Origin of the sequence: Pseudomonas proteolytica (genome assembly GCF_007858275.1) — a bacterium.
Lineage (GTDB): Bacteria > Pseudomonadota > Gammaproteobacteria > Pseudomonadales > Pseudomonadaceae > Aquipseudomonas > Aquipseudomonas proteolytica.
Genome location: NZ_VFEV01000013.1, coordinates 129,940 through 149,981 on the forward strand (window position 1 = coordinate 129,940; position 20,042 = coordinate 149,981).

A 20,042-nucleotide genomic window follows, 5' to 3' on the forward strand; every position below is an offset into this window, starting at 1 on the left:
CCGATCCATGCATAAGAAAAAGTTGATCCCATGAATTTGAAGTTCCTCGAAACCTTCGTCTGGGTAGCCCGGCTCAAGAGCTTCCGGCTGACGGCAGAGAAGCTGTTCACCACCCAGGCCTCGATCTCCAGCCGCATTGCGGTACTGGAAAGCGAGCTGGGGGTGAAACTGTTCCTGCGTGACTCGCGAGGGGTGAGCCTGACCCCGGATGGGATTAAGGTGCTCGATTATGCCGAGCAGATGATGGTCACCATGCAGGGGCTCAAGCAGTCGCTGGAAACCACCAGCAGCAAGGTCGGACGCATCCGCATCGGCGCGATGGACACGGTGATCCATACCTGGCTCAGCCCGCTGGTGACCGAACTGATGGACCACTTCCCCCTGGTGGAAATCGAGCTGGTCGCCGATACCGCGCTCAACCTCAGTGATCAGCTGCAAAAAGGCTTTCTCGATCTGATCCTGCAAACCGACCTGCTACGCCAGGAATCGGTGCGCAGCCTGGAACTGGCCAGCCACCCCATGGGCTGGATCGTCGCCAGCCATAGCATCTACAACCGTGACTACGCCTCCCTGGCCGAGTTGGCCCAAGAGCGGATCATCACCTATTCGAAAAACTCCCACCCGCACCAGGACGTGTTGAGCCTGATGCAGGCCCATGGCGTGGCGGCGCCGCGTATGAACTGTGTGAATTCGGTGTCGGCCATCACCCGCCTGCTGCGCGACGGCTTCGGTATCGGCGCGTTGCCGCCGGTGCTGGTCAGCGAAGAGTTGGCGCGGGGCGAACTGGTCATGCTGCCCATGACGCAACGCTTACCAAACCTGCAGGTGGTGGTGTCGTGGCGGGTGGGCGTGGAGTTGGTGGAGGAGATTGTTGCGTTGTGCCAGAGCGTCGTGGCGCGGTATGCCGAGGAAGTGGGTGAAGAACGCATGGTGCTCAGTCACCCACCCTCACTGAAGAAACCCGATTGAGAGGGCGGGGCTGGCTTGCCTGTAAACCGCAGCATTTTTGCCGCAACGCGTAAATCCAAGCAGCCAGGGCCGCTGTGGCGAGCGGGCTTGTCGGAACGCCGCATCGCCCGCGCTGGGCTGCGAAGCAGCCCTAAACCCGGTCATCGCGGTTTATCTGAAGGACCGCGCCGTGCTTATTGGGGCTGCTTCGCAGCCCAGCGCGGGGCGAGCCCGCTCGCCACAGGGGAGCAAGCCAGGGCCTACAAACCCCGTTCCATATTTGGACTTACAAGCCTTTGAGGTCCCGCTCTTCAATCGGTCGGCTCTGGCGCAGACGCTTGCCACCCAGTACCACCCAGTCGATCAGGCGGAACAGGCATTCCAGGCCGAATGACAACAGCATCGCCCCGCCCAGGCCCCAGCCCATGGCTTCGGGGGTCAGGAGGATCTGGTAGCTGTAGCCATTCCAGGTCTCCTTGCGAATATCCGGGTCGGCGGCCACCGCCACCTGCAAGGCGCGGATGTACCACGGCCCCTGCATGGCCTGGAACTGCTTGTCCAACGCCACCTGGCGATCGAGCAAAGTGCCAAGGCTGTTGGCATCGCTGCGGAACACCGGATCCTCACTGGCGCGGTAATGCGCCACCAATGCCTGCAAATCGCCATTGAAGAACTGCTGCGCAGTGCTTTCAAACCCGCGCAGGCCGGTCTGGGCTTCGATCAAATGGGCTTCGACGCGCTTGGCGTAGTCGTTGATAAACCCCGGGACTTGCACCCCGACCAACAAGCCGATGGCAAACAACACCAGGCGCAGATAGCTGAGCAACATAATCGACGTCCTTATGCGGTTGTACCCTGGCGCACGCATTCACCGCGCCGCCACAGGCTCCACTGGCCCGGTTCGTAGCGGGTCCAGGTCTCGTTTTCGGTCAAGGGTTCGGTGGCAATCACCGTTACGACATCGTTTGGCGTGGTTTCGGCCTGAAAATCGACGATCACGTCGACATCTTTCAGGCGCGCAGGGCCAAATGGTGCGCGACGGGTGATCTGCGCCAGTTTGGTCGAGCAGTAGCAGAACAGCCAGTCACCATCACTGAGCAGGCAGTTGAACACGCCTTTGCTGCGGTATTCGGCGCAGGCGGCGATCAGGTCCGGCAACACTTGCTCGATATCCACCGGCTCGGGAAACGCCTCACGAATACGGTTGAGCAGGTCACAGAACGCCGCTTCGCTGTCGGTATCGCCTACCGGCCGGTAGAACGTGGCCTGGGGCGTGAAGTCGGCCAACTGGCCGTTATGCGCAAAACACCAGTTGCGCCCCCACAATTCGCGCACGAACGGATGGGTGTTGGACAGGCTGACCTTGCCGACGTTGGCCTGGCGGATATGGCCAATCACCACTTCGCTCTTGATCGGATAACGCTGCACCAGCAGCGCCACCTCAGACTCGCTGCTGGCCGCCGGGTCCTGGAACAGCCGCAGGCCACGGCCCTCGTAGAAGGCAATGCCCCAGCCATCGCGGTGCGGCCCGGTACGCCCACCGCGCTGCATCAGCCCGGTGAAGCTGAACACGATATCGGTCGGTACGTTGGCACTCATGCCCAATAATTCACACATGCCAGGACTCTCGATGCAGGGCTTACAACGTTAAAGACGCGGCTCGACCCGCATGCCACTGACAGGGGCCGGCGGACGGCCATAGGGTTCGTCGTCTTCTGGCTCGGCCGCGACCGCTGCCGCAGCGGCGGCCTTCTGCTCACGCCGGGCCTTGGCGGCACGCTCGATGGGCCAGCGGATCAGCACAAAGACCAGGTACAGGCCAAAGGCAATCATCGCGTACATGAGCAAATCGGAAACCGCTCGCCAGGCGTTATTGCCCACCTTGAGCAGCAGATCCAGGGCGGTGATGGCCACGGCCGGGGCAAACTGCTCCTTGACCGGGTCGACAATGGTCGGGCTCAACAACAGCACCGCCATCAGCAACCGCAGCGGTTCGCGCAGCCAGCGCCAGATCCAGCGGGTCAGGCGAAACCACACCAGCAGGCAGCCCAAAGCGGCGAAGGCGTAGAGGCCCCAAGCGGTCAGATAGTCGTTCTCGGTCATGGTGTCCATGGCAAGGTAGGCAAACAGGCCCGTATGATAACGGCTTTTCCGTGCCACGGCTGCAATGCCGTCGGCCCACTGCCAGACAGAGAGTGATCCATGCCTCCATCGACCCACATCACTGCCGCCCCGATTGCCCGCAGCGCCCCAGGCCAGGACCCGTATGCCTGGTTGCAGGAACGCGACAGCAGCGAGGTGCTCGACTACCTCAAGGCCGAGAATGCCTGGCAAGAGGCACAGCTCGATGATCAAAAAGAGCTGCGCGAAACGCTGTTTCAAGAGATCAAGGGGCGCATCCTCGAGACCGATCTGTCACTGCCCTCGCCCTGGGGGCCCTACCTGTACTACACGCGCACCACCGCCGGTGACGAATACCCACGTCACTACCGCTGCCCGCGCCCGGCCGATGACAGCCAGCAGATCGATGAAAGCGCCGAAGAATTGCTGCTGGACCCGAATGTACTGGCCAATGGCGGGTTTTTCTCCCTCGGTGCCTTCAGCATCAGCCCGGACCATAAGCGCCTGGCCTACAGCCTGGACACCAATGGCGAAGAGATCTACACCCTGTACGTGAAGGAATTGTCTTCAGGCAAGGTCAGCGAACTGACGTTCGAAAATTGCGACGGCAGCATGACCTGGGCCAACGACAGCCTGACGCTGTTCTTCGGCGAACTGGACGACACCCATCGCCCACACAAACTGTATCGCTATCGCCTGGACGGTACCGCTGCCGAACAGGTGTTCCACGAGCCCGACGGCCGCTTCTTCCTGCATTGCTACCGCTCCAGTTCCGAGCGCCAATTGCTCCTGGCCCTGGGCAGCAAGACCACCAGTGAAATCTGGGCCCTGGACGCCGAGCAGCCGCAACAGGCATTTGCCTGCCTGGCGCCACGGGTTGAAGGCCATGAATACGATGTCGACCACGGCAAGCTGGACGACCAGTGGACCTGGTTTATCCGCAGCAACCGCGACGGCATCAACTTTGCGCTGTTCCAGGCGCCGGACAACGGCAGCGTGCCCAGCGAAGAGCAGTGGCACAACCTGATTGCCCACGATGACGCGGTGATGCTCGATGGCGTGACGCTCAATGCCCGCGCCATGACCCTGAGCCTGCGCATTGGCGGCCTGCCGGTGATCGACGTGCACCCACAAGGTTTGCCGAGCTATCGCGTGGAGCTGCCAGACGCAGCCTACAGCCTGTATGTGCAAAACAGCCTGGAGTTCGACAGCGACAAGATCCGCCTGCGTTACGAAGCGCTGAACCGCCCGGCGCAGGTTCGCCAGTTGGAACTGGCCAGCGGCGCACAGCAGGTGCTTAAGGAAACCCCGGTGTTGGGTGAGTTCAACGCTGACGACTACGTCAGCCAGCGCCTGTGGGCGACGTCTGCCGATGGTACCCAGGTGCCGATCAGCCTGGTGGTCAAGCGCGACCAGGTGGGCCAGCCAACGCCGCTGTACCTGTATGGCTACGGTGCCTACGGTTCCAGCCTCGACCCGTGGTTCTCCCATGCACGCCTGAGCCTGCTGGACCGGGGCGTGGCGTTTGCCATCGCCCACGTGCGCGGCGGCGGCGAACTGGGCGAAGCCTGGTACCGCGCCGGCAAGCAGGAGCACAAGCAAAACACTTTCAGCGACTTTATTGCCTGTGCCGAACACTTGATCGCCCAAGGCCTGACCACTTCCAAGCAACTGGCCATCAGCGGCGGCAGCGCCGGCGGGCTGTTGATCGGTGCCGTGCTCAACCAGCGCCCGGCACTGTTCCAGGCGGCGATTGCCGAAGTGCCCTTTGTCGATGTGCTCAACACCATGCTCGACCCGGACCTGCCACTGACCGTCACTGAATATGACGAGTGGGGCAACCCACAGGAGCCCGAGGTGTACGAGCGGATCAAGGCCTATGCGCCGTACGAAAACGTCAGCGCCCAGGCCTACCCGGCGATGCTGGTGATCGCCGGCTATAACGACAGCCGTGTGCAGTACTGGGAAGCCGCCAAATGGGTGGCCAAGTTGCGCGCCACCAAGACCGACGACAACCTGCTGCTGCTCAAGACCGAACTGGGCGCCGGCCATGGCGGCATGAGCGGGCGCTACCAGGGCTTGCGTGATGTCGCCCTGGAATATGCCTTTGTGTTCAAGGCCCTGGGCTTGGTTTAAGAACCCGCCCCCGGTGGCTTCGGCTTGCTGTCGTTTTGCTGCAAGCCAGGCAAGGTCTGGTCCTTGGGCGGCTTGGGCATTTCAATCGGCGGCAACAACGGCGCCCCGGCCCCTTGTGGCTTGGGTGCCATCGGCGGGGTGACTTGCGGATAGGGGGTTGGCGTTGCAGTACCCGGTGCACCCGTGGTGGTCGCCGGTGTGTTCGGCACGGGTTGCAACTGCTGGGCATGTGCGGCACCCAATGTGAGCACACTCCCTACAATGACCGCTAGAATGCTGCACTTCATCGATGGCTCCATGGCCTGACTGTTAACCAGTCCCAAGGCTACTCCCAACCGCGCAAGAATGCCCTTCCCAATGAGATTTCCATGAAACGTTTCGTGCTGCTCGACACCACCCCCATCCCCGACAACGGCGGCGCCCTGTGCCTGTTCGAGTACGGCGAGGATTTTGTGATCAAGATCCAGGGTGGCGACGGCGGGCAATTGATGAACACGCGCATGCACGGTTCCGAAGACGCCCTGGCAGAAATCCCCTGTCGCAAAGTTGCCGGGCGCCCCGGCTCGCGGGTATTGATTGGCGGCCTGGGCATGGGGTTCACCCTGGCCTCGGCGCTCAAGCACCTGGGCAAGACGGCGCAAGTGGTCGTGGCAGAATTGGTGCCGGGCGTTGTGGAATGGAATCGCGGCCCTCTTGGAGAAAAATCCGGCAACCCGTTGCAGGATCCGCGCACCGTGATCCGCCTGGAAGACGTGGCCAAGGTCCTGCAGGCCGAGCCCCAGGGCTTTGATGCGATCATGCTCGACGTCGACAACGGCCCCGAAGGCCTGACGCAAAAAGCCAACAGCTGGCTGTACTCCGCCGGTGGCCTCAGCGCCTGCGCCAAGGCCCTGCGCCCCAAGGGCGTGCTGGCCGTGTGGTCGGCCAGCGCCGACAAGCAGTTCAGCGACAAACTGCGCAAGGCCGGCTTCAAGGCCGAGGAAGTGCAAGTCTTCGCCCATGGCAACAAGGGCACCCGGCATACCATCTGGATTGCCGAGAAGCTCAAGGGCTGAGGCAAATTGCCAGGCGAGCAGCTAGAATCAACGTCATCCGTGATCTATCCAATAAATGAACAGGAGCCATGATGAGCTCGACCAACCCGCCCTCCCACACCGCCAAGCTGGACCGTATCCTCGCCGATGCCCAGCGCGACCGGGAAATGGGCTACCGCGACAAAGCCCTGAAAATGTACCCCCACGTGTGTGGCCGTTGCGCCCGCGAGTTCGCTGGCAAGCGCCTCAGCGAACTGACCGTGCACCACCGCAACCACAACCATGACGACAATCCCCAGGACGGTTCCAACTGGGAACTGCTCTGCCTGTACTGCCACGACAACGAGCACTCACGCTATACCGACCAACAGTATTTCGGCGAAGGCTCCACCAGCAGCCCGACCATCGCCAAGGCTACGCACAACCCGTTTGCGGCGTTGGCGGGGTTGATGAAGAAGGACGACTGACGCTCGGCGCTGAACGCAACGACGCTATCGCGGGCAAGCCCGGCTCCCACAGGTGAATGCATTTCAAATGTGGGAGCCGGGCTTGCCCGCGATGACAATCCCCCAGACCCGCCATTTCTATACCGACCGCTGTTCGAGCAATCCCCGTATAATCGCGGTTTTTCTCGAAGGCACCCTCTCCCGTGGGCAATAAACGCTACAGCTGCATCGGTCTGTACAACCCCAAATCCCCCGAAAACGTTGGCTCGGTCATGCGTGCCGCCGGCTGCTATGGGGTGGCTTCGGTGTTCTACACCGGTAAACGTTATGAGCGGGCCCGGGACTTTATTACCGACACCAAGAAGGTCCACCACGATATCCCGCTGATCGGCATCGACGACCTGAAAAAAATCCTGCCCCTGGGCTGCATCCCGGTCGCCGTGGAACTGGTAGAGGGCGCTCGGCCACTGCCGGAATACACCCATCCTGATCGGGCGCTGTATATCTTCGGCCCTGAAGACGGCTCCCTCGACAAAGAGATCCGCGACTGGTGCGAAGACGTGATCTACATCCCGACCACCGGCTGCATGAACCTGGCAGCCACCGTCAATGTGGTGCTCTACGACCGCCTGGCCAAGGGCAATAACACCCGTTCGGGACCCAAGTACTGACTTTTTGGGAACATCCTTGAACTGCCGACAGTCAGTTGCATATCAATGGCCCTTTGTTGGAGACAGACCATGAGCGACAGCAGAACCCTCGAACCTGTGATTGAATCGACGCCGTTCCAGACCCAGCCGACCCAGAACGTCCAGGGCTGGGAGCGCATTGGCTCCCTGGCCGGTGGTGTGGTGATGATGGGCAAGGGCATTCGCCGGGGCGGTTTTTTCGGCCTGATCCAGGTGGCGATTGGCGGCGTGGCATTGGCGCGCGGGATCAGCGGCCATAGCTCGGCCAAGTCGCTGCTGGAAAAAAGCCGTCAGGATATCAATAGTGTGCGGACCAAGATCGAGCGGGCCGGCGAGGAATTGAAGAACCTCAAGACCCGGGCTGAAGTGGCTGCCGAAAAAACCACCGACTGACACTAATCAAAATGTAGGAGCTGGCCAGCGATAGCGTCACCTCGGTACACCTGATGGACCGAGCCGCTTGCATCGCTGGCAAGCCTGCTCCTACACGGGCCCGGTCAGTGCAGCAGCTTGCTGTCGAGCACCACGGACGATTCGCCGATTACGCTTTCAGCCAACTGCACAAACTCCTTGGTGCTGATACTGTCCAGGCGCATCAGCGCTTGGGTCAGGTCATCCAGTGAGCGCTTGTTGTGGGTTTTCAGGCGAATTTCGCGATCCAGTTCTTGCAAAACCACCACCGCCCGCGCCACCGTGGCGCCGCTGACGTGCTCGCCACGCAAGGTCGTCACGCCCTTGCCATCCTTGCTCAGGCGCGCCTGGATCGCCACATAACGCTCATCGCTGATACCACCCGCACGCCGCAGCAGCTCGATGGCGTAGTACTCCGAAAGCCCCTCACTGATCCAGTCACTGCCCTGGTGGTCGTTGAACCGTCCGATGGCTTGCACCACTTCGCGAATCAGCGGGCTGCTGCCGTTCTCGCTGACCAGCGGCGTGCGGCTATTGAGGTATACCGAATCGCGTGCGGCAAACGCGCCACGGCGCATTGGGTCGCTGGCGCCCACTACCAGCAGCTTGGCCGGGTGCCTGGGAAACGCCGCTTGCACCTGAGGCCAGACGAACGTCAGCAACGTCAGCACATCCATACGCCGCATGGCCTGGCCCTTGGGCGAGGCCACGGTGATTTCGGTTTCGCCCAGGCGCACACGGCGGCTGCCCAGGCTGCCGGCGAGCATCCAGCCCGTGGGCCGGTCGAACAGACGGGACACATTGTCGATACGGAATTTGTGCTTGCCGATCCGCGGCCAGGGCGTCTCGACGCTTTTCCACCCCGCTGGCAGCTCGAAGGTCAGCCGCGACACCAGTTCCACGCCATCCTGCTGGTCCAGACGGGCCGCCGGCACCAGGTCCTCGCCGCGAAACAGCGCCCAACTGGGGGTCATGCGTGACTCGTAGATACCGGCCTTGCGCGCATGGCTCAAGCGCACGCGGTAGGTCAGGCTGGCCTTGTCGGCGCCCGGCTGCCACAGGCCACGACTGGCCCCCGCGTCAGGCCTGACCTGCCACTGGCCGTCGGCTTTGAAATCGCTGTAGTCACCGTCGCGCCCCAAGTCGAAGTCCAGGCTGCGCACCGCCGAGCCCTGGGACAGGCTTAAACGGACTTCGGCCTGATCGCTCTGGGGCAAGAGTTTGACGTGATAGTCGAGGTCGACCTTTTTCGCCGACCACGCCGACGCGCTCAACCCCAACAACAGCAGGCTCACCGCCAGCTTGGCTTGGACCGTCATACGCTCTCCTTTTCAGCCTGCGCGGAAAATCAGGTAATCCTCCCAATCATCCTCGGGCACGCTGCCTTCGCTGAGCATGCGTCCGGACTGGGAAATGCGTTCGTGGTGCACGGCATCGCGATCACCGCAGACCAGGTGGTGCCAGAGCGGCAGGTCCTTGCGCTCACTCACCAGGCGATAGCCGCAGGTCGGCGGCAGCCATTTGAACTGATCGGCTTGGCCCGGCGTGAGCTGGATGCAATCAGGGACCGAGTCGCGGCGGTTAGGGTAGTCGGTGCACTGGCAGGTTTTCAGGTCCAGCAGTTTGCAGGCGATACGCGTGTAGTAGACGCTGTTGTCGTCTTCATCTTCGAGCTTTTGCAGGCAGCACAGGCCACAGCCGTCGCACAGCGACTCCCATTCCTCCTGGTCGAGGTGCTCAAGGGTTTTGCGTATCCAGAAAGGTTCGACTTTGGCGGCCATGGCTCTACATCAGTTTCGGTATGTTAAAAGGCCGCCAGTCTAGTGCCCAAGCCCCCTGGGGCCAAGCGCTTACGACTACCGGTAGGGCAAGACTTGTCAGGCACGCGGTGGCGCAGTAGCTTTGAAGGCCGGTTTTTTCCATCAGGATGCGCTTATGAGCACTGAAGCACGCGTTGCCGATTATCCGATCCACCCGCAGTTCACCGAACGTTGGTCGCCGCGTGCGTTTACCGGGGAAAGCATCCCGGAGGAAACCTTGCTGAGCTTCTTCGAGGCCGCGCGCTGGGCGCCTTCGGCCTACAACTCGCAGCCTTGGCGCTTTCTCTATGCCCGTCGCGATACGCCGGACTGGCAGCGCTTCCTTAGCCTGCTGAACGAATTCAACCGTGGCTGGGCGCAACATGCCTCGGCGCTGGTGATCGTGGTCTCGAAAACCGATTTTGCGGTGCCGGGCGCCAGCGAAGAAACCCCTGCGCTGTGGCACACCTTTGATACCGGCTCGGCCTGGGGCCACCTGGCGCTGCAAGCCAGCATCAGCGGCTGGCACACCCATGGCATGGCCGGTTTCGATCAGGAACTGACCCGCAAGGAACTGAAAATCCCCGAGGGGTATGCGCTGCATGCGGCGGTTGCCGTGGGCAAGCTGGGAGACAAGTCGACCCTGGCGCAATACCTCCAAGCCCGTGAAGCTCCAAGCCCGCGCCGGCCATTGAGCGAGTTGGTGGCCGCCGGGGACTTCAACCTTTAAGCCTGCCCCTCCGCCGCTGACAAACGGCGGGGTGTCCAGCCCCCCCATCAAGAAGGTTTAGCGATAAGGCCACTGTAGGCCACGCGCAGCGCCTCTTTATGCCTGTTATATGTGTCCATGACCACCGGCACCATAAACTCCAAGCCCTGGGAATCCATATCCACCGGGTAAACTTTCTGGTCTTTGGCAGAGTACATAAAGTTATTTAATTGCAGATCATTGTGATAGATATCCTTGGCTTCCATTTGCGCCAATACATCATCCAGCAATGAGCGCGCCTCGGGTGGCAGGCCATCGCGCTTGAACATGCTGAGATCCACACCCTCGATCCGTCCCATTTTTATATATTTACGCCCATCCTCGATGATTACCCTGGCAAAACCCTCGCCGTAATATTTATTCAGCGAGACCACTTCCGTATTGATGTACTTATCCGATGGCTTGATTGATGTAGGCCCCAGATCCTTGTAGACACTTTTGCCATCAAGGCTCGCGTAGATAATGCCCTCGCCACCTTGCCCGATCACAGCGCCCAGATCGGCTGCCACCGGCATCGGAGCAGCGCCCAACAGATTCAGGCGCTGCCATTGATCACCTTGTACATGCTGGACCAATAGCGGCGTCTGCCGGCCACGGTGATAGATCCGTGCCTGCACCACGCCCTCTTCGGTACGGGTGACTTGCCGAACCTCATACACAGCCGTCTCACCGGCACTGTCGGTATGGCGGATATGGGACAAGTGGCCGTCAGCCGCAACATAGACCCCCTGGCTGTTGCGCGACAGCCCGGCTATTTTCGAGGGCGCAACGCTGTACTCGACGAGCATCCTGTTGCCCAACTCGCTGCCCGGCGCGACACCTGCCATGGCAAGCGTGCCGTCCACGGCCCTGGTCTGGGCCACAAAGTCCTGCAGAGGCCCACCATAGGCACGTAGCCTGTCGGCATCAAAGGCATACCATTTGCCGTTTTGCAGGACGGCCCCTCCTTCGACACTGCGCCCTGCCACCTTGAACCTGCCGGTGGCGGCTACGCCATAGTCGTTGCTCACAGCCTTCAACAGGTCATAGCTGCCGGAAGTGCCCCTGAGCCTGTTGACCCCGCCGACACCTTTGGCGAGCCCTTTGCCGACCAGCCTGGCACCGCCGACGCTCAAGTCACCCAACCCGCCAAGCGGGTTCAAGGCGCCAATCGTGGCCGCACCAATGATCTTCGCTCCCTGCAAGGCCTTGGCCGTCCCGGATATGGCTGCGCTGCCCAACTTGCCAAGCTTTCCGGCGACGCCCGCGCCGGCAGTCAGGAAGCCAAAGATATCCAGCGCCAGGTCAAAGGCGCCCTCGCCATAGTTGCCCTGCTGGAAATTGACAATCGCCGAACGCAGCGGAACCAGGTTCAATAAAAACGTTTCAACAACCTTGGCCCTGCCCCGCTGCGCGTCCAGCGTGGTGTGCCCTCCCGCGTGTTCCTTTATCGCGGGATCATCAAGATCAAGGTGTTCGACGAATGCCTGCGCAATGTATTGAGTGCGTGCCGTCGCAAAACTATCAAGTAGCGGGTTACCCACGGGTGTTGTTTGTTCTTGTTGCTGGGCTTGGCTGGCGGCAGGTGTGAACGCCTTGGTCTCGCAGACCAGGTTGGCATTTCTGGAACGACGCTCCTCGGCTTGCCAGGGCTCAGTTGATCGAATAGTGCCTTGGGCAAAGTTTATTTCGTACGCCGCGGTCTTTCCCTCGCGTTCGGTTTTTACCAGCAGCTCCACCCCCTTGGGATGATGGGCTTTATCGGAGAACCCCAGCCCGAGCGTATGGGATGAACGTTGATAGAAGGCGATCTTTCCATATTCAAAGTTCTTTCGGTCCTCCAGGGGAAGCTGCGCGATCAAGTGTTTGACGGCTGTGGTGACCGCCGCTTTTTTACTCTGGATGACATCATTGAACTGCTGGTTGAACGACTCGGTTGTGCCAAACCGGTAGTTGGCATTCAACTCGGCCAGGGGGATGCGGCTGTCCGCCGAATAGAACAAGGCTGGAGAAGGCAGGTCCATCATGGCGATATCCAGCAACGAATGGAGGCCGACCAATCGGGTGGCCGGCGTTCCCGGCGCTCCTCGCGGGTAGCTTGTGGTGCTGATCAACCTTTCTTCAAAAAGCCCACCGAGATCGCCAAACCGTTGTTTGAGTTCGGCCAGCGCCAGTGCCTTTCGACCAGGGAGGGCCTGGTCCAATGACCGGCTGGCACTGATCATTTGCTGCTGGCGGGTATTGAAGGTGTTCTGGAGGGTGTCCAGTTCTTGGACGGTGTAGCGTTCGTCCGCCTTGCGCACCAGCAGGCCATTGACCACCCCCCAGTCCACCAGCGCAGCCTGCTGTGCACGCTGGGTGATATCCGGATCAGCCAGCCTTGCGCGCTCGGCCTGCTGCATGACCTGCACAAAGGTCATGTTCGGTACTTTGCCCGGCGACTGGGCCTCGATGGTCGCCGCCGCAATCGCCAGGCTGGCCCAGGCCGAACTGCCATAGGTCACGCTGGCGGGGATGTCTTTGATAAGAAATTCGGGAGCCGCTTTGGCCAGCAACAGATAGGCGCCCACCCCGGCCATTTCCGGGCTGGTCTTGCCTCCAGCGTTCAGGTGCTCGCTCAACCCCGCTACCACCGTTGAAGCGGGTTGGCCCCAGTGCTTCTCGCTGGCCAGGTCGAAACCCGCCACCTTGTTGCGCTGGGGAGCGCCGATGGACTCGGGATCCATCTGTACAGCAATGGCTGCCAGCAAATAGTCGCCGGCACTGCAGTCAGTGGCTATCCCGCCCATTTGTTGCTGCAGGTACTTCCCCAGCCGCTGCCCCTCGCTGGAACTGACCAGCGACTCCAGAGCCTTGGCGGGGTTGCCCAGCACAGGCGCGGCGACTGGCTGGCAAGCGTGCAGGAAACCCAACAGCCCCTTGCCTTGCCTGCCTTGTGGCTGCTCACCCAGATAACTCTGGGTCAACACGCCAAGTTTGCGCTGCTCGGTTGGGCTCAAGGGCACCGGCCAGGACAACCCACCGCCAAAATCGCCAAGAGGGTGCTCCAGGGCTTTTTCATCCAGCGCCTGGGCCAGGCTGGTGAGATGAAAATGACTGGAGGGCAGGAATAAACCCAGATGCTTGATAAAGGCTGCCAAGGTGATGCTGCGACCGGTCTCCAGCGCATGGGACGACTCAGGGTCGATGCCCATCGGGGTGCTACCCAGTGCCGCCAGCACTGCCTGAGGCGCAGCGTCCACGCCCAATCGGGTGGCGACCTCGTAGAGCTTGCGCGCCAGGAGCTTGAGGTTTGCCTGGTCTGCCAGCGCGGCCCGCAGACCCGCCGGCTGCTTGGTTCGCGCCGGGATGACCTGGGCGCCTGCATCAACAGTGGTCGGATCAGGTTGCGGCTGCAGCGGGCGGGAAGCGTCAACGGCGCGATCAGCCGCAGGCATGAGAAGCGGGGATAGTGGCGGGGGAACAGCGCGCAAAACGAGCATGGAGAGGCCTCCCTTCTTAAGGTCAGAGAGCCTCCCACTTTTGCCGCCAGCGATAAAATCAGATGGGTGCCACGCACTGTGTGGGGTTTTTCAATATCCCCGCTCGAAACTCACCTCGCCCCGCAGCGAATCCTTGGCCTGGTACGCCCGCAGGTTTTCGACAAACAGCGCCACCATCCTGCGCGGGCAGGTCGGCGCGGAGCTGTGGCCCGTCAGCAGCAACCCCCAGGCGGTCCAGAACGGATGGCGCTGGGGCAGTGGCTCCTGGCGGCAAACGTCGATCACCGCACCGGCCAGGTGACCTTCCTTCAACGCCTCGACCAGGTCGGCGTCCACCACCGCCACGCCACGCCCGACGTTGATAAACAACCCGGTCGGCTTGAACTGCTTGAACAGCGCTGCGTCGTACAGGTCGTGGGTGTTGGGCGTGTTGGGCAGCAGGTTGACCACATAGTCCACCTCGCCCACCAGGCGGCCCAGTTGATCCGGCCCGACCACCTCGATAAACGGTGCCTGCTCCCGGGCTTCGCTGGCGATGCCGTACAACTCCACGCCAAAGGGCAGCAGGAACTGCGCCACGCTCTGGCCTATATCGCCGGTGCCAACGATCAGCACCTTGCGCCCCGCCAGGCTCTGGCCCATGCGGTTGTCCCACTTGCGCTCGACCTGGCTCACCAGGCGCGCCAGCACTTCACGCTCGTGACCGAGCATATAGGTGAGCACGTACTCGGCCATCACCTGGCCAAAAATGCCGACGGCACGGGTCAGCCGATAATCCCGTGGCAGGCCATCGGCCAGCAGCGGCGTGATGCCGGCCCAGGTCGATTGCAGCCACTGCGGGTGATGGCCCTGGCGCAGCAGGGTTGCCAGCAGGTCTGGCTGGCCCAGCCACACCGGGCAATCGGCAGCCAGGCTCGACAATTGGGCCGAGTCGCCACTGGTCAGGACTTCAATATCCGGCGCCGCTTCGCGCAGCAATCGGGCGTACAGCGGGTGGTCCTGTTCTGCTATCAGAACGCGCATGGTTCAAACCTTTCAAAAACAGTGCAGACGGCCACCGCCAGCAAACTGACTGCAGGGCTCGGGGCTCGCCAGGTCATTCGATTCAAACGTGTCCCGAACGGGACACTGGTCGATCACATCGGGTCGTTACGGCGCAGCAACTCTTCGGGCAGGTGTTCGATGTACTCGTCATCCGGCGGTGGCATTTGCAGGTGGTAGCCCTGCTTTTCGAGGTTGGCCAACACCGCCACGATATCTTCCTGCTGCAGCTTGCGTTCCGGCGTCAGTACCAGGTTGAACGCGTGTACCGGCTTGCCGAACACCGTCAGCAGGCCTTCGGGCACGCGCTCGAGGGCATCGCTCTTGAGCACGTAGAGGTACATGCCGGCGCGTTTCGGGCTGCGGTAGATGGAGCAAATATGTTTCAAGGCTGTTCTCCGGCAGTGGCCAGGCTGTCCAGCAGCGCCTGGCCCATCAACTCGCGGCGCCAGCCACGCAGCGAGTCAGGCAATTGGTAAGGCCCATCGGGGTAGCCGCTCTTGACCAGCGCCTCAAGGGTTTTCTTGCGCAGCATCAGTTCCGGGGCCATGTCCAGGCGTTCGGCGAAGGTCTGGCCCAGGGCGCGCAGTTGCTTGATCAGCACCGCGGCATCCACCGGCAACGGCTCTGGCACGGCCGGTGGCCATTGGTCCATCGGCACACTGGCGGCACGCTTGATCAGGCCCAGCAGGAACTCGCCGTCCTGGCGCACGGTGCGCGGGTGCATGTCTTCGATTTTGCCCAGGGCAGCGAGGTTATCCGGCTGCGACTTGGCCAGGGGCCATAGTGAGTGTTCGCGGATGATGCGGTTGCGTGGCAGGTCGCGGGCACGGGCCTGCTGCTCGCGCCAGGCGCACAGTTCGCGCAACACGGCGAGCTGGGCCCGGGACAGTTTCCAAGCCAGCTTGGCGTCGCGGTAGACCTCGTAGGGGTCGATTTCCCGGCGCAGGTTGGCCACCAGTTCGGCGCCATCTTCCAGGACCCAGGCGTACTTATCGTCGGACAACCGCGGACGCAGGAGCGTATAGACCTGCGCCAGATGCACCGCGTCTTCGGCGGCGTAACTGACCTGGGTCTCGGACAGTGGCCGCTGCAGCCAGTCCGAACGCGTCTCGCCCTTGGGCAACTCGATATCCAGCACCGCTTGCACCAGGCGCGAGTAGCCCATGGAGAAGCCGAGGTTCAGGTAGGCCGCCGCCAATTGCGTGTCGAACAATGGCACCGGCAGGCTGCCGGTCAGGCGCAGCAATACTTCCAGGTCTTCGCTGCAGGCGTGCACCACCTTGATCACCGCTGGATTTTCCAGCAGCGCGGCCAAGGGCTGCCAGTTATCGATGGTCAGGGGATCGATCAGATAAGCGCGTACACCATCCCCGATCTGGATCAACCCGGCGATGGGATAGAAGGTGTCGACCCGCATGAATTCGGTGTCGAGGGCGACGAATGGCAACTGCTGCCATTCGGCGCAATGCTGGCCGAGGCTATCGTTGTCGCAGATCCAGTGAATATCGATGGCCACACGGCTCTCCCTTGAAGAATGGCGCGCAGTATATATCGCCTGAGGGTCTTTCGAGCACCCGCAGTGTGCCAGCCATCATGAAAACTCTGACAGGAGACGAAGAATAGTCCGACGTGTACGGCTTATCCTCTTTTACGCAGCACATAAACCCGCCACAAGGCCGAGCCGGGCATGAACTCTTGCTGGTTCAGCACCGTGAAGCCCGCCTGGCGGAACTCCGCTTCCACCTCGCTGCGATGGGCCAGCAAAGGTTGCCCCGCGCCTGCCGGGTGGCGTTGACGATGGCGGCTGTCGCTGTCTACCGAGACAATCACCGTGTCGCGGCTGACCCGGTGAAACTCGCGCAACAGCGCCAGCCGCGCGTCAGCCGTGGGGACGTGGCGAAACAATTCCAGGCAAAAAATGCAGTCCACCGCGTTGGCCGACAGGCCGATGGAAAAGGCCGAGCCCTGGAACGTCTTGATCCGCCGCAGAAATGCCGCGCCATGGTGGCTCTGTGCATGATCGAGCATGACTTGGGAGGCGTCCGAGGCCAGGATCACGCGGTTGCTGTGTTCAGCCAGCACCGGCCAGAAACGCCCCGCCCCGCAGGCCAGGTCCAGCACCAGGCCGGGCTCCCCCGCCACCTTCAGGGCCTGGCGCACCAGGCGCTCATCGCGCCATAACCACAAGCGCCGCAGCAAACCAGGCGGTCGCGTGTCACCACAAACCCGAGCGTGGTCACGATCACAGCGCGCGGCGAATTCAGCCTCGATAGACGATAGGGGGGGTGGCGACATCACGGGACTCATGTAGATGAACCGGTCTCTACGGACACTGGAACTTGAGCTTAACCACCCCTGCGTGAAAAAAAGGTCGAAAGGCCATCGTCACGCCTGGTGCAAGTACCAACGCCAGTCCTGCTCACCCACTTCGCCCATGAACTGCCGATACTCGGCCCGCTTGACCGCCAGGTACACGCCGAGGAACTCCTGGCCGAACGCCTCACGCGCCCAGGCCGAACCTTCCAATGCGCGCAAGGTGGTCAGCCAATCGGTGGGCAGCAACTCCTTGGCCTGGGCATAACCGTTGCCCGTCACCGGCGCGCCCGGATCGCGCTGCTCGCGAATGCCTCGGTGAATCCCCGCGAGAATGGCCGCCGCGGCCAGGTAAGGGTTGGCATCGGCGCCGCAGATGCGGTGTTCGATATGCCGCGAATACGCCGGCCCGCCCGGCACACGCAGGCTCACCGTGCGGTTGTCGACGCCCCAGGTGGCGGCCAGCGGCGCGTAGCTGTTGCTCTGGAAGCGGCGATAGGAGTTGGCGTTGGGACAAAACAGCAGCAAGCAATCGAGCAAGGTACTGAGCATCCCGCCGACCGCCTGGCGCAACAATGGCGTGCCGTCGGGCGCCTCGCTGGCAAACAGGTTGTTGCCGTCGACATCCGCCAGGCTGACATGCATGTGCATGCCTGTGCCGGCCAGGTCGTCGAACGGCTTGGCCATGAAACAGGCAGTCATCCCGTGCTTGTGGGCCACGCCCTTGACCAGGCGCTTGTAACGCACCGCCTCGTCCATCGCCTGCAACGCATCGCTGCGATGCTCGAGGGTGATCTCCACCTGGCCTGGGGCGTATTCGGAGATTGCCGTGCGCGCGGGGATGCCTTGCAGTTTGCAGGCGCTGTACAGGTCGGCCAGAAACGGCTCGATCTGCTCCAGTTCGCGCAGGCCATAGACCTGGGTCGAGCGCGGGCGAGCGCCATCCACATCCCGCGCCGGTTGCGGGCGGCCATTGCTGTCGGGTTTCTGGTCGAGCAGGTAGAACTCCAGTTCCGCCGCCATCACCGGGTAATAACCGTCGGCCTTGAGCCCATCGATGACCTTGGTCAGCAAGTGCCGGGGATCGGCAACCGTCGCCGGCAGGCCTTCCTCGGGGTGCATGCTGACTTGCACCGCGGCCGTGGGAATCAAGCGCCACGGCATGCGTTGCAAACTGCCGCTGATCGGGTAGGCACGGCAATCGATATCGCCCACCTCCCACACCAGGCCGGAGTTTTCTACGTCATCGCCATTGAGGGTCAGGCCCAGGATGGTGCTGGGCAGCGGCCGACCGCTTGCATAGACCGCCAGCAGTTCATCACGGTGCAGCAACTTGCCCCGGGGCACGCCGTTGCTGTCGAGGATGAACAGTTCGAACATCTCGATATCGGGGTTGTGGTCAAGAAAGGACTGGGCTTCGTGCAGGTTGGCAAAGACGGTACTCATGGCAGCTCTCTTACGTTTGCGTCAGGCAGGCGCGCACGACGGCACGCCCTGGATGGGGGCAATCAGCGTAAGGGCGTGGTGTCTGGCGGGCGGGCGTGGCGGCAGTGCCACAGCGCCCAAAAGGCCAGTTCAGAGGGCAGTGCATCAGCACCCAACCGACATACCGGGCAGCAGGGCGCGATGGCGCCAGGCGAGGCCTCGGGGTGAGCGTCGGGGGAGCCGTCCATGCAGTGATCACAGTGAAGAGATGAGCACCAGCGTCACACGGTGCAATAAGTCGTTAAATTCACCCTTGATGGAGTTTGGATGCGACCTCACTAAACATTCAGAAGCGACTTACATCGTTTGCTGAATATTCATGCATAGCTCACAGCCGTCTACGCTGTTGGGACATTCACAAGAACGAGGGACGGGTCAATGAAGGGAATGCTCCGCGCCACCTGGCTGCTGTTGCTGTTGTGTGCCAGCCAGGCCCACGCCGCTACCGCCCAGGAACAGGACGCCCAGGCCGCCAAGGCGCTGCTGGAGAAGGCTCTGGCCTACTACCATGACCACGGTGACAAGGCCTTCGCCGCCTTCAGCCGCCAGGGCGAGTTTGTCGACAAGGACCGTTATGTGTTCGTGGTCGATACCAAGGGCGTGCTGCTGGCCAGTGGCGGCCCGTCATCGGCGTTGATCGGGCGCGACGTGTCCAAAGTGCTCGGCCCGGACCTGCGCGAGTCCTTCACGGAGGCGTTGAAAATCCCGGAAGGCAATGGCATCCAGCAGGCCGAATACCGCTGGCAGAACTGGAACGATGGCAAGGTTGAACGCAAGCGTGTGTTCTACCAGCGCATCGGCCAGCACATCCTCGCCGTCGGCTATTACCTGCCCCGCGCCACGCCCGAACAGGCCAAGGCCCTGCGGGACAAGGCGGTCAAGGACCTGGAAAAAAACGAAGCGGGCACCCTGAAGGCAATCAACGCGCTGCAAGGTGGCTTCCTGCAGGACGACCTGTATGTGTTCGTGGTCGACCTGGATACCGGGCGCTACGTGGCCCATGGCACCGACCTGCGCCTGATCAACACCGACTTTGCCAAGGTCAAGGACCCGGACGGCAAGCCCGTGGGTGAGCCGATCCTGGCACTGATGAAGGAGCAGGGTCAGGGCGAATATGAGTACCGCTGGAAAAACCCGGTGACCGGCAAGGTGGAAGACAAGCATGCCTACCTGCGCAAGAGTGGGCATTTTCTAGTGGCAGTGGGTTACTACAGCCCATAAAGCGCCCGCGCTAAAGAATCCCCGTGGCGAGGGGGCTCGTCCCGGTACAAACCGGGGACATCGTTTACATTTCTAACCGGGGACATGGTTTACAGGTTAATACGCATGGTCAGGAGGTATCTGATCATGCCCTGGAACCAAGAGTCCCCCATGAATCAACGAATC

Annotated in this window: 20 protein-coding genes; 8 read left to right on the forward strand and 12 right to left on the reverse strand. The window is 61.9% G+C overall.

The window, feature by feature from the left end; translation table 11 throughout:
• The first annotated feature begins 30 nt into the window (after nucleotides 1–30).
• Nucleotides 31–969 (forward strand): LysR family transcriptional regulator, encoded by a 939-nt coding sequence (locus tag FIV38_RS11910; RefSeq protein WP_070995105.1) that lies wholly within the window; start codon nucleotides 31–33, stop codon nucleotides 967–969.
• 265 nt (nucleotides 970–1,234) lie between these two features.
• Here FIV38_RS11910 and FIV38_RS11915 read toward each other — a convergent pair whose 3' ends face one another.
• From FIV38_RS11915 to FIV38_RS11925, 3 genes are read right to left on the reverse strand one after another with little or no spacing between them, the layout of a single operon-like run.
• Entirely contained in the window at nucleotides 1,235–1,777 is a 543-nt protein-coding gene (locus FIV38_RS11915) for a DUF2937 family protein (protein WP_029292341.1), read from the reverse strand.
• Nucleotides 1,778–1,788: 11 nt separating this feature from the next.
• Nucleotides 1,789–2,565 (reverse strand): class II glutamine amidotransferase, encoded by a 777-nt coding sequence (locus FIV38_RS11920; RefSeq protein ID WP_029292340.1) that lies wholly within the window; start codon nucleotides 2,563–2,565, stop codon nucleotides 1,789–1,791.
• 30 nt (nucleotides 2,566–2,595) lie between these two features.
• The gene (locus tag FIV38_RS11925; protein ID WP_029292339.1) at nucleotides 2,596–3,060 is read right to left on the reverse strand and encodes a hypothetical protein; all 465 of its coding nucleotides are present in this window, start codon (nucleotides 3,058–3,060) and stop codon (nucleotides 2,596–2,598) included.
• Nucleotides 3,061–3,150: 90 nt separating this feature from the next.
• On the opposite strand from FIV38_RS11925, the gene FIV38_RS11930 reads away from it, so the two are divergent.
• Entirely contained in the window at nucleotides 3,151–5,205 is a 2,055-nt protein-coding gene (locus FIV38_RS11930; protein WP_092234364.1) for a S9 family peptidase, read from the forward strand.
• Here the strand turns inward: FIV38_RS11930 and FIV38_RS11935 are convergent.
• Nucleotides 5,202–5,492 carry a hypothetical protein gene (locus tag FIV38_RS11935; protein ID WP_092234361.1) on the reverse strand — a complete coding sequence of 97 codons (291 nt, stop codon included), beginning with the start codon at nucleotides 5,490–5,492 and terminating at the stop codon, nucleotides 5,202–5,204. The genes FIV38_RS11930 and FIV38_RS11935 overlap by 4 nt on opposite strands.
• An 81-nt stretch (nucleotides 5,493–5,573) precedes the next feature.
• Between FIV38_RS11935 and FIV38_RS11940 the strand changes: the two genes are divergently transcribed.
• The 4 genes from FIV38_RS11940 (at nucleotide 5,574) to FIV38_RS11955 (ending at nucleotide 7,767) form a co-directional block, all read left to right on the forward strand.
• Nucleotides 5,574–6,260: a spermidine synthase gene (locus FIV38_RS11940; protein WP_070995103.1), complete on the forward strand. Its 687-nt coding sequence runs from the start codon at nucleotides 5,574–5,576 to the stop codon at nucleotides 6,258–6,260.
• A 71-nt stretch (nucleotides 6,261–6,331) separates the two neighbouring features.
• Nucleotides 6,332–6,706: a YajD family HNH nuclease gene (locus FIV38_RS11945; RefSeq protein ID WP_003210675.1), complete on the forward strand. Its 375-nt coding sequence runs from the start codon at nucleotides 6,332–6,334 to the stop codon at nucleotides 6,704–6,706.
• A gap of 182 nt (nucleotides 6,707–6,888) precedes the next feature.
• Nucleotides 6,889–7,356 (forward strand): RNA methyltransferase, encoded by a 468-nt coding sequence (locus tag FIV38_RS11950; RefSeq protein WP_003210674.1) that lies wholly within the window; start codon nucleotides 6,889–6,891, stop codon nucleotides 7,354–7,356.
• A 69-nt stretch (nucleotides 7,357–7,425) separates the two neighbouring features.
• Nucleotides 7,426–7,767, forward strand: a complete 342-nt coding sequence (locus FIV38_RS11955) for a YgaP family membrane protein (RefSeq protein ID WP_092234358.1) — start codon at nucleotides 7,426–7,428, stop codon at nucleotides 7,765–7,767.
• A 104-nt stretch (nucleotides 7,768–7,871) separates the two neighbouring features.
• Here FIV38_RS11955 and FIV38_RS11960 read toward each other — a convergent pair whose 3' ends face one another.
• A complete protein-coding gene (locus FIV38_RS11960) occupies nucleotides 7,872–9,104 on the reverse strand; it encodes a hypothetical protein (RefSeq protein ID WP_029292334.1) in 1,233 nt (410 codons plus the stop codon).
• A gap of 12 nt (nucleotides 9,105–9,116) precedes the next feature.
• Complete coding sequence (locus FIV38_RS11965; RefSeq protein ID WP_029292333.1) at nucleotides 9,117–9,566, reverse strand: YcgN family cysteine cluster protein; 450 nt, start codon at nucleotides 9,564–9,566, stop codon at nucleotides 9,117–9,119.
• 154 nt (nucleotides 9,567–9,720) lie between these two features.
• On the opposite strand from FIV38_RS11965, the gene FIV38_RS11970 reads away from it, so the two are divergent.
• Nucleotides 9,721–10,314, forward strand: a complete 594-nt coding sequence (locus tag FIV38_RS11970; RefSeq protein WP_092234354.1) for a nitroreductase family protein — start codon at nucleotides 9,721–9,723, stop codon at nucleotides 10,312–10,314.
• Nucleotides 10,315–10,361: 47 nt separating this feature from the next.
• Here FIV38_RS11970 and FIV38_RS11975 read toward each other — a convergent pair whose 3' ends face one another.
• The 6 genes from FIV38_RS11975 to FIV38_RS12000 all read right to left on the reverse strand — a co-directional run bounded on the left by FIV38_RS11975 (nucleotide 10,362) and on the right by FIV38_RS12000 (nucleotide 18,617).
• A complete protein-coding gene (locus FIV38_RS11975; RefSeq protein WP_139273561.1) occupies nucleotides 10,362–13,205 on the reverse strand; it encodes an OspG family effector kinase in 2,844 nt (947 codons plus the stop codon).
• A 699-nt stretch (nucleotides 13,206–13,904) separates the two neighbouring features.
• On the reverse strand, nucleotides 13,905–14,837 hold the full coding sequence (locus tag FIV38_RS11980; RefSeq protein ID WP_070995100.1) for a D-2-hydroxyacid dehydrogenase: 933 nt from the start codon (nucleotides 14,835–14,837) through the stop codon (nucleotides 13,905–13,907).
• A gap of 113 nt (nucleotides 14,838–14,950) precedes the next feature.
• Nucleotides 14,951–15,244 carry a YcgL domain-containing protein gene (locus FIV38_RS11985; RefSeq protein WP_029292329.1) on the reverse strand — a complete coding sequence of 98 codons (294 nt, stop codon included), beginning with the start codon at nucleotides 15,242–15,244 and terminating at the stop codon, nucleotides 14,951–14,953.
• Nucleotides 15,241–16,374 (reverse strand): ribonuclease D, encoded by a 1,134-nt coding sequence (gene rnd / locus FIV38_RS11990; protein ID WP_070995099.1) that lies wholly within the window; start codon nucleotides 16,372–16,374, stop codon nucleotides 15,241–15,243. The genes FIV38_RS11985 and rnd overlap by 4 nt, the downstream gene beginning before the upstream one ends.
• A 122-nt stretch (nucleotides 16,375–16,496) precedes the next feature.
• Nucleotides 16,497–17,153: a class I SAM-dependent methyltransferase gene (locus FIV38_RS11995; protein ID WP_029292327.1), complete on the reverse strand. Its 657-nt coding sequence runs from the start codon at nucleotides 17,151–17,153 to the stop codon at nucleotides 16,497–16,499.
• A 90-nt stretch (nucleotides 17,154–17,243) separates the two neighbouring features.
• Nucleotides 17,244–18,617, reverse strand: a complete 1,374-nt coding sequence (locus FIV38_RS12000) for a glutamine synthetase family protein (protein WP_092234348.1) — start codon at nucleotides 18,615–18,617, stop codon at nucleotides 17,244–17,246.
• Nucleotides 18,618–19,034: 417 nt separating this feature from the next.
• Between FIV38_RS12000 and FIV38_RS12005 the strand changes: the two genes are divergently transcribed.
• Nucleotides 19,035–19,877: a cache domain-containing protein gene (locus FIV38_RS12005; RefSeq protein ID WP_092234345.1), complete on the forward strand. Its 843-nt coding sequence runs from the start codon at nucleotides 19,035–19,037 to the stop codon at nucleotides 19,875–19,877.
• Nucleotides 19,878–20,042 lie beyond the last annotated feature (165 nt).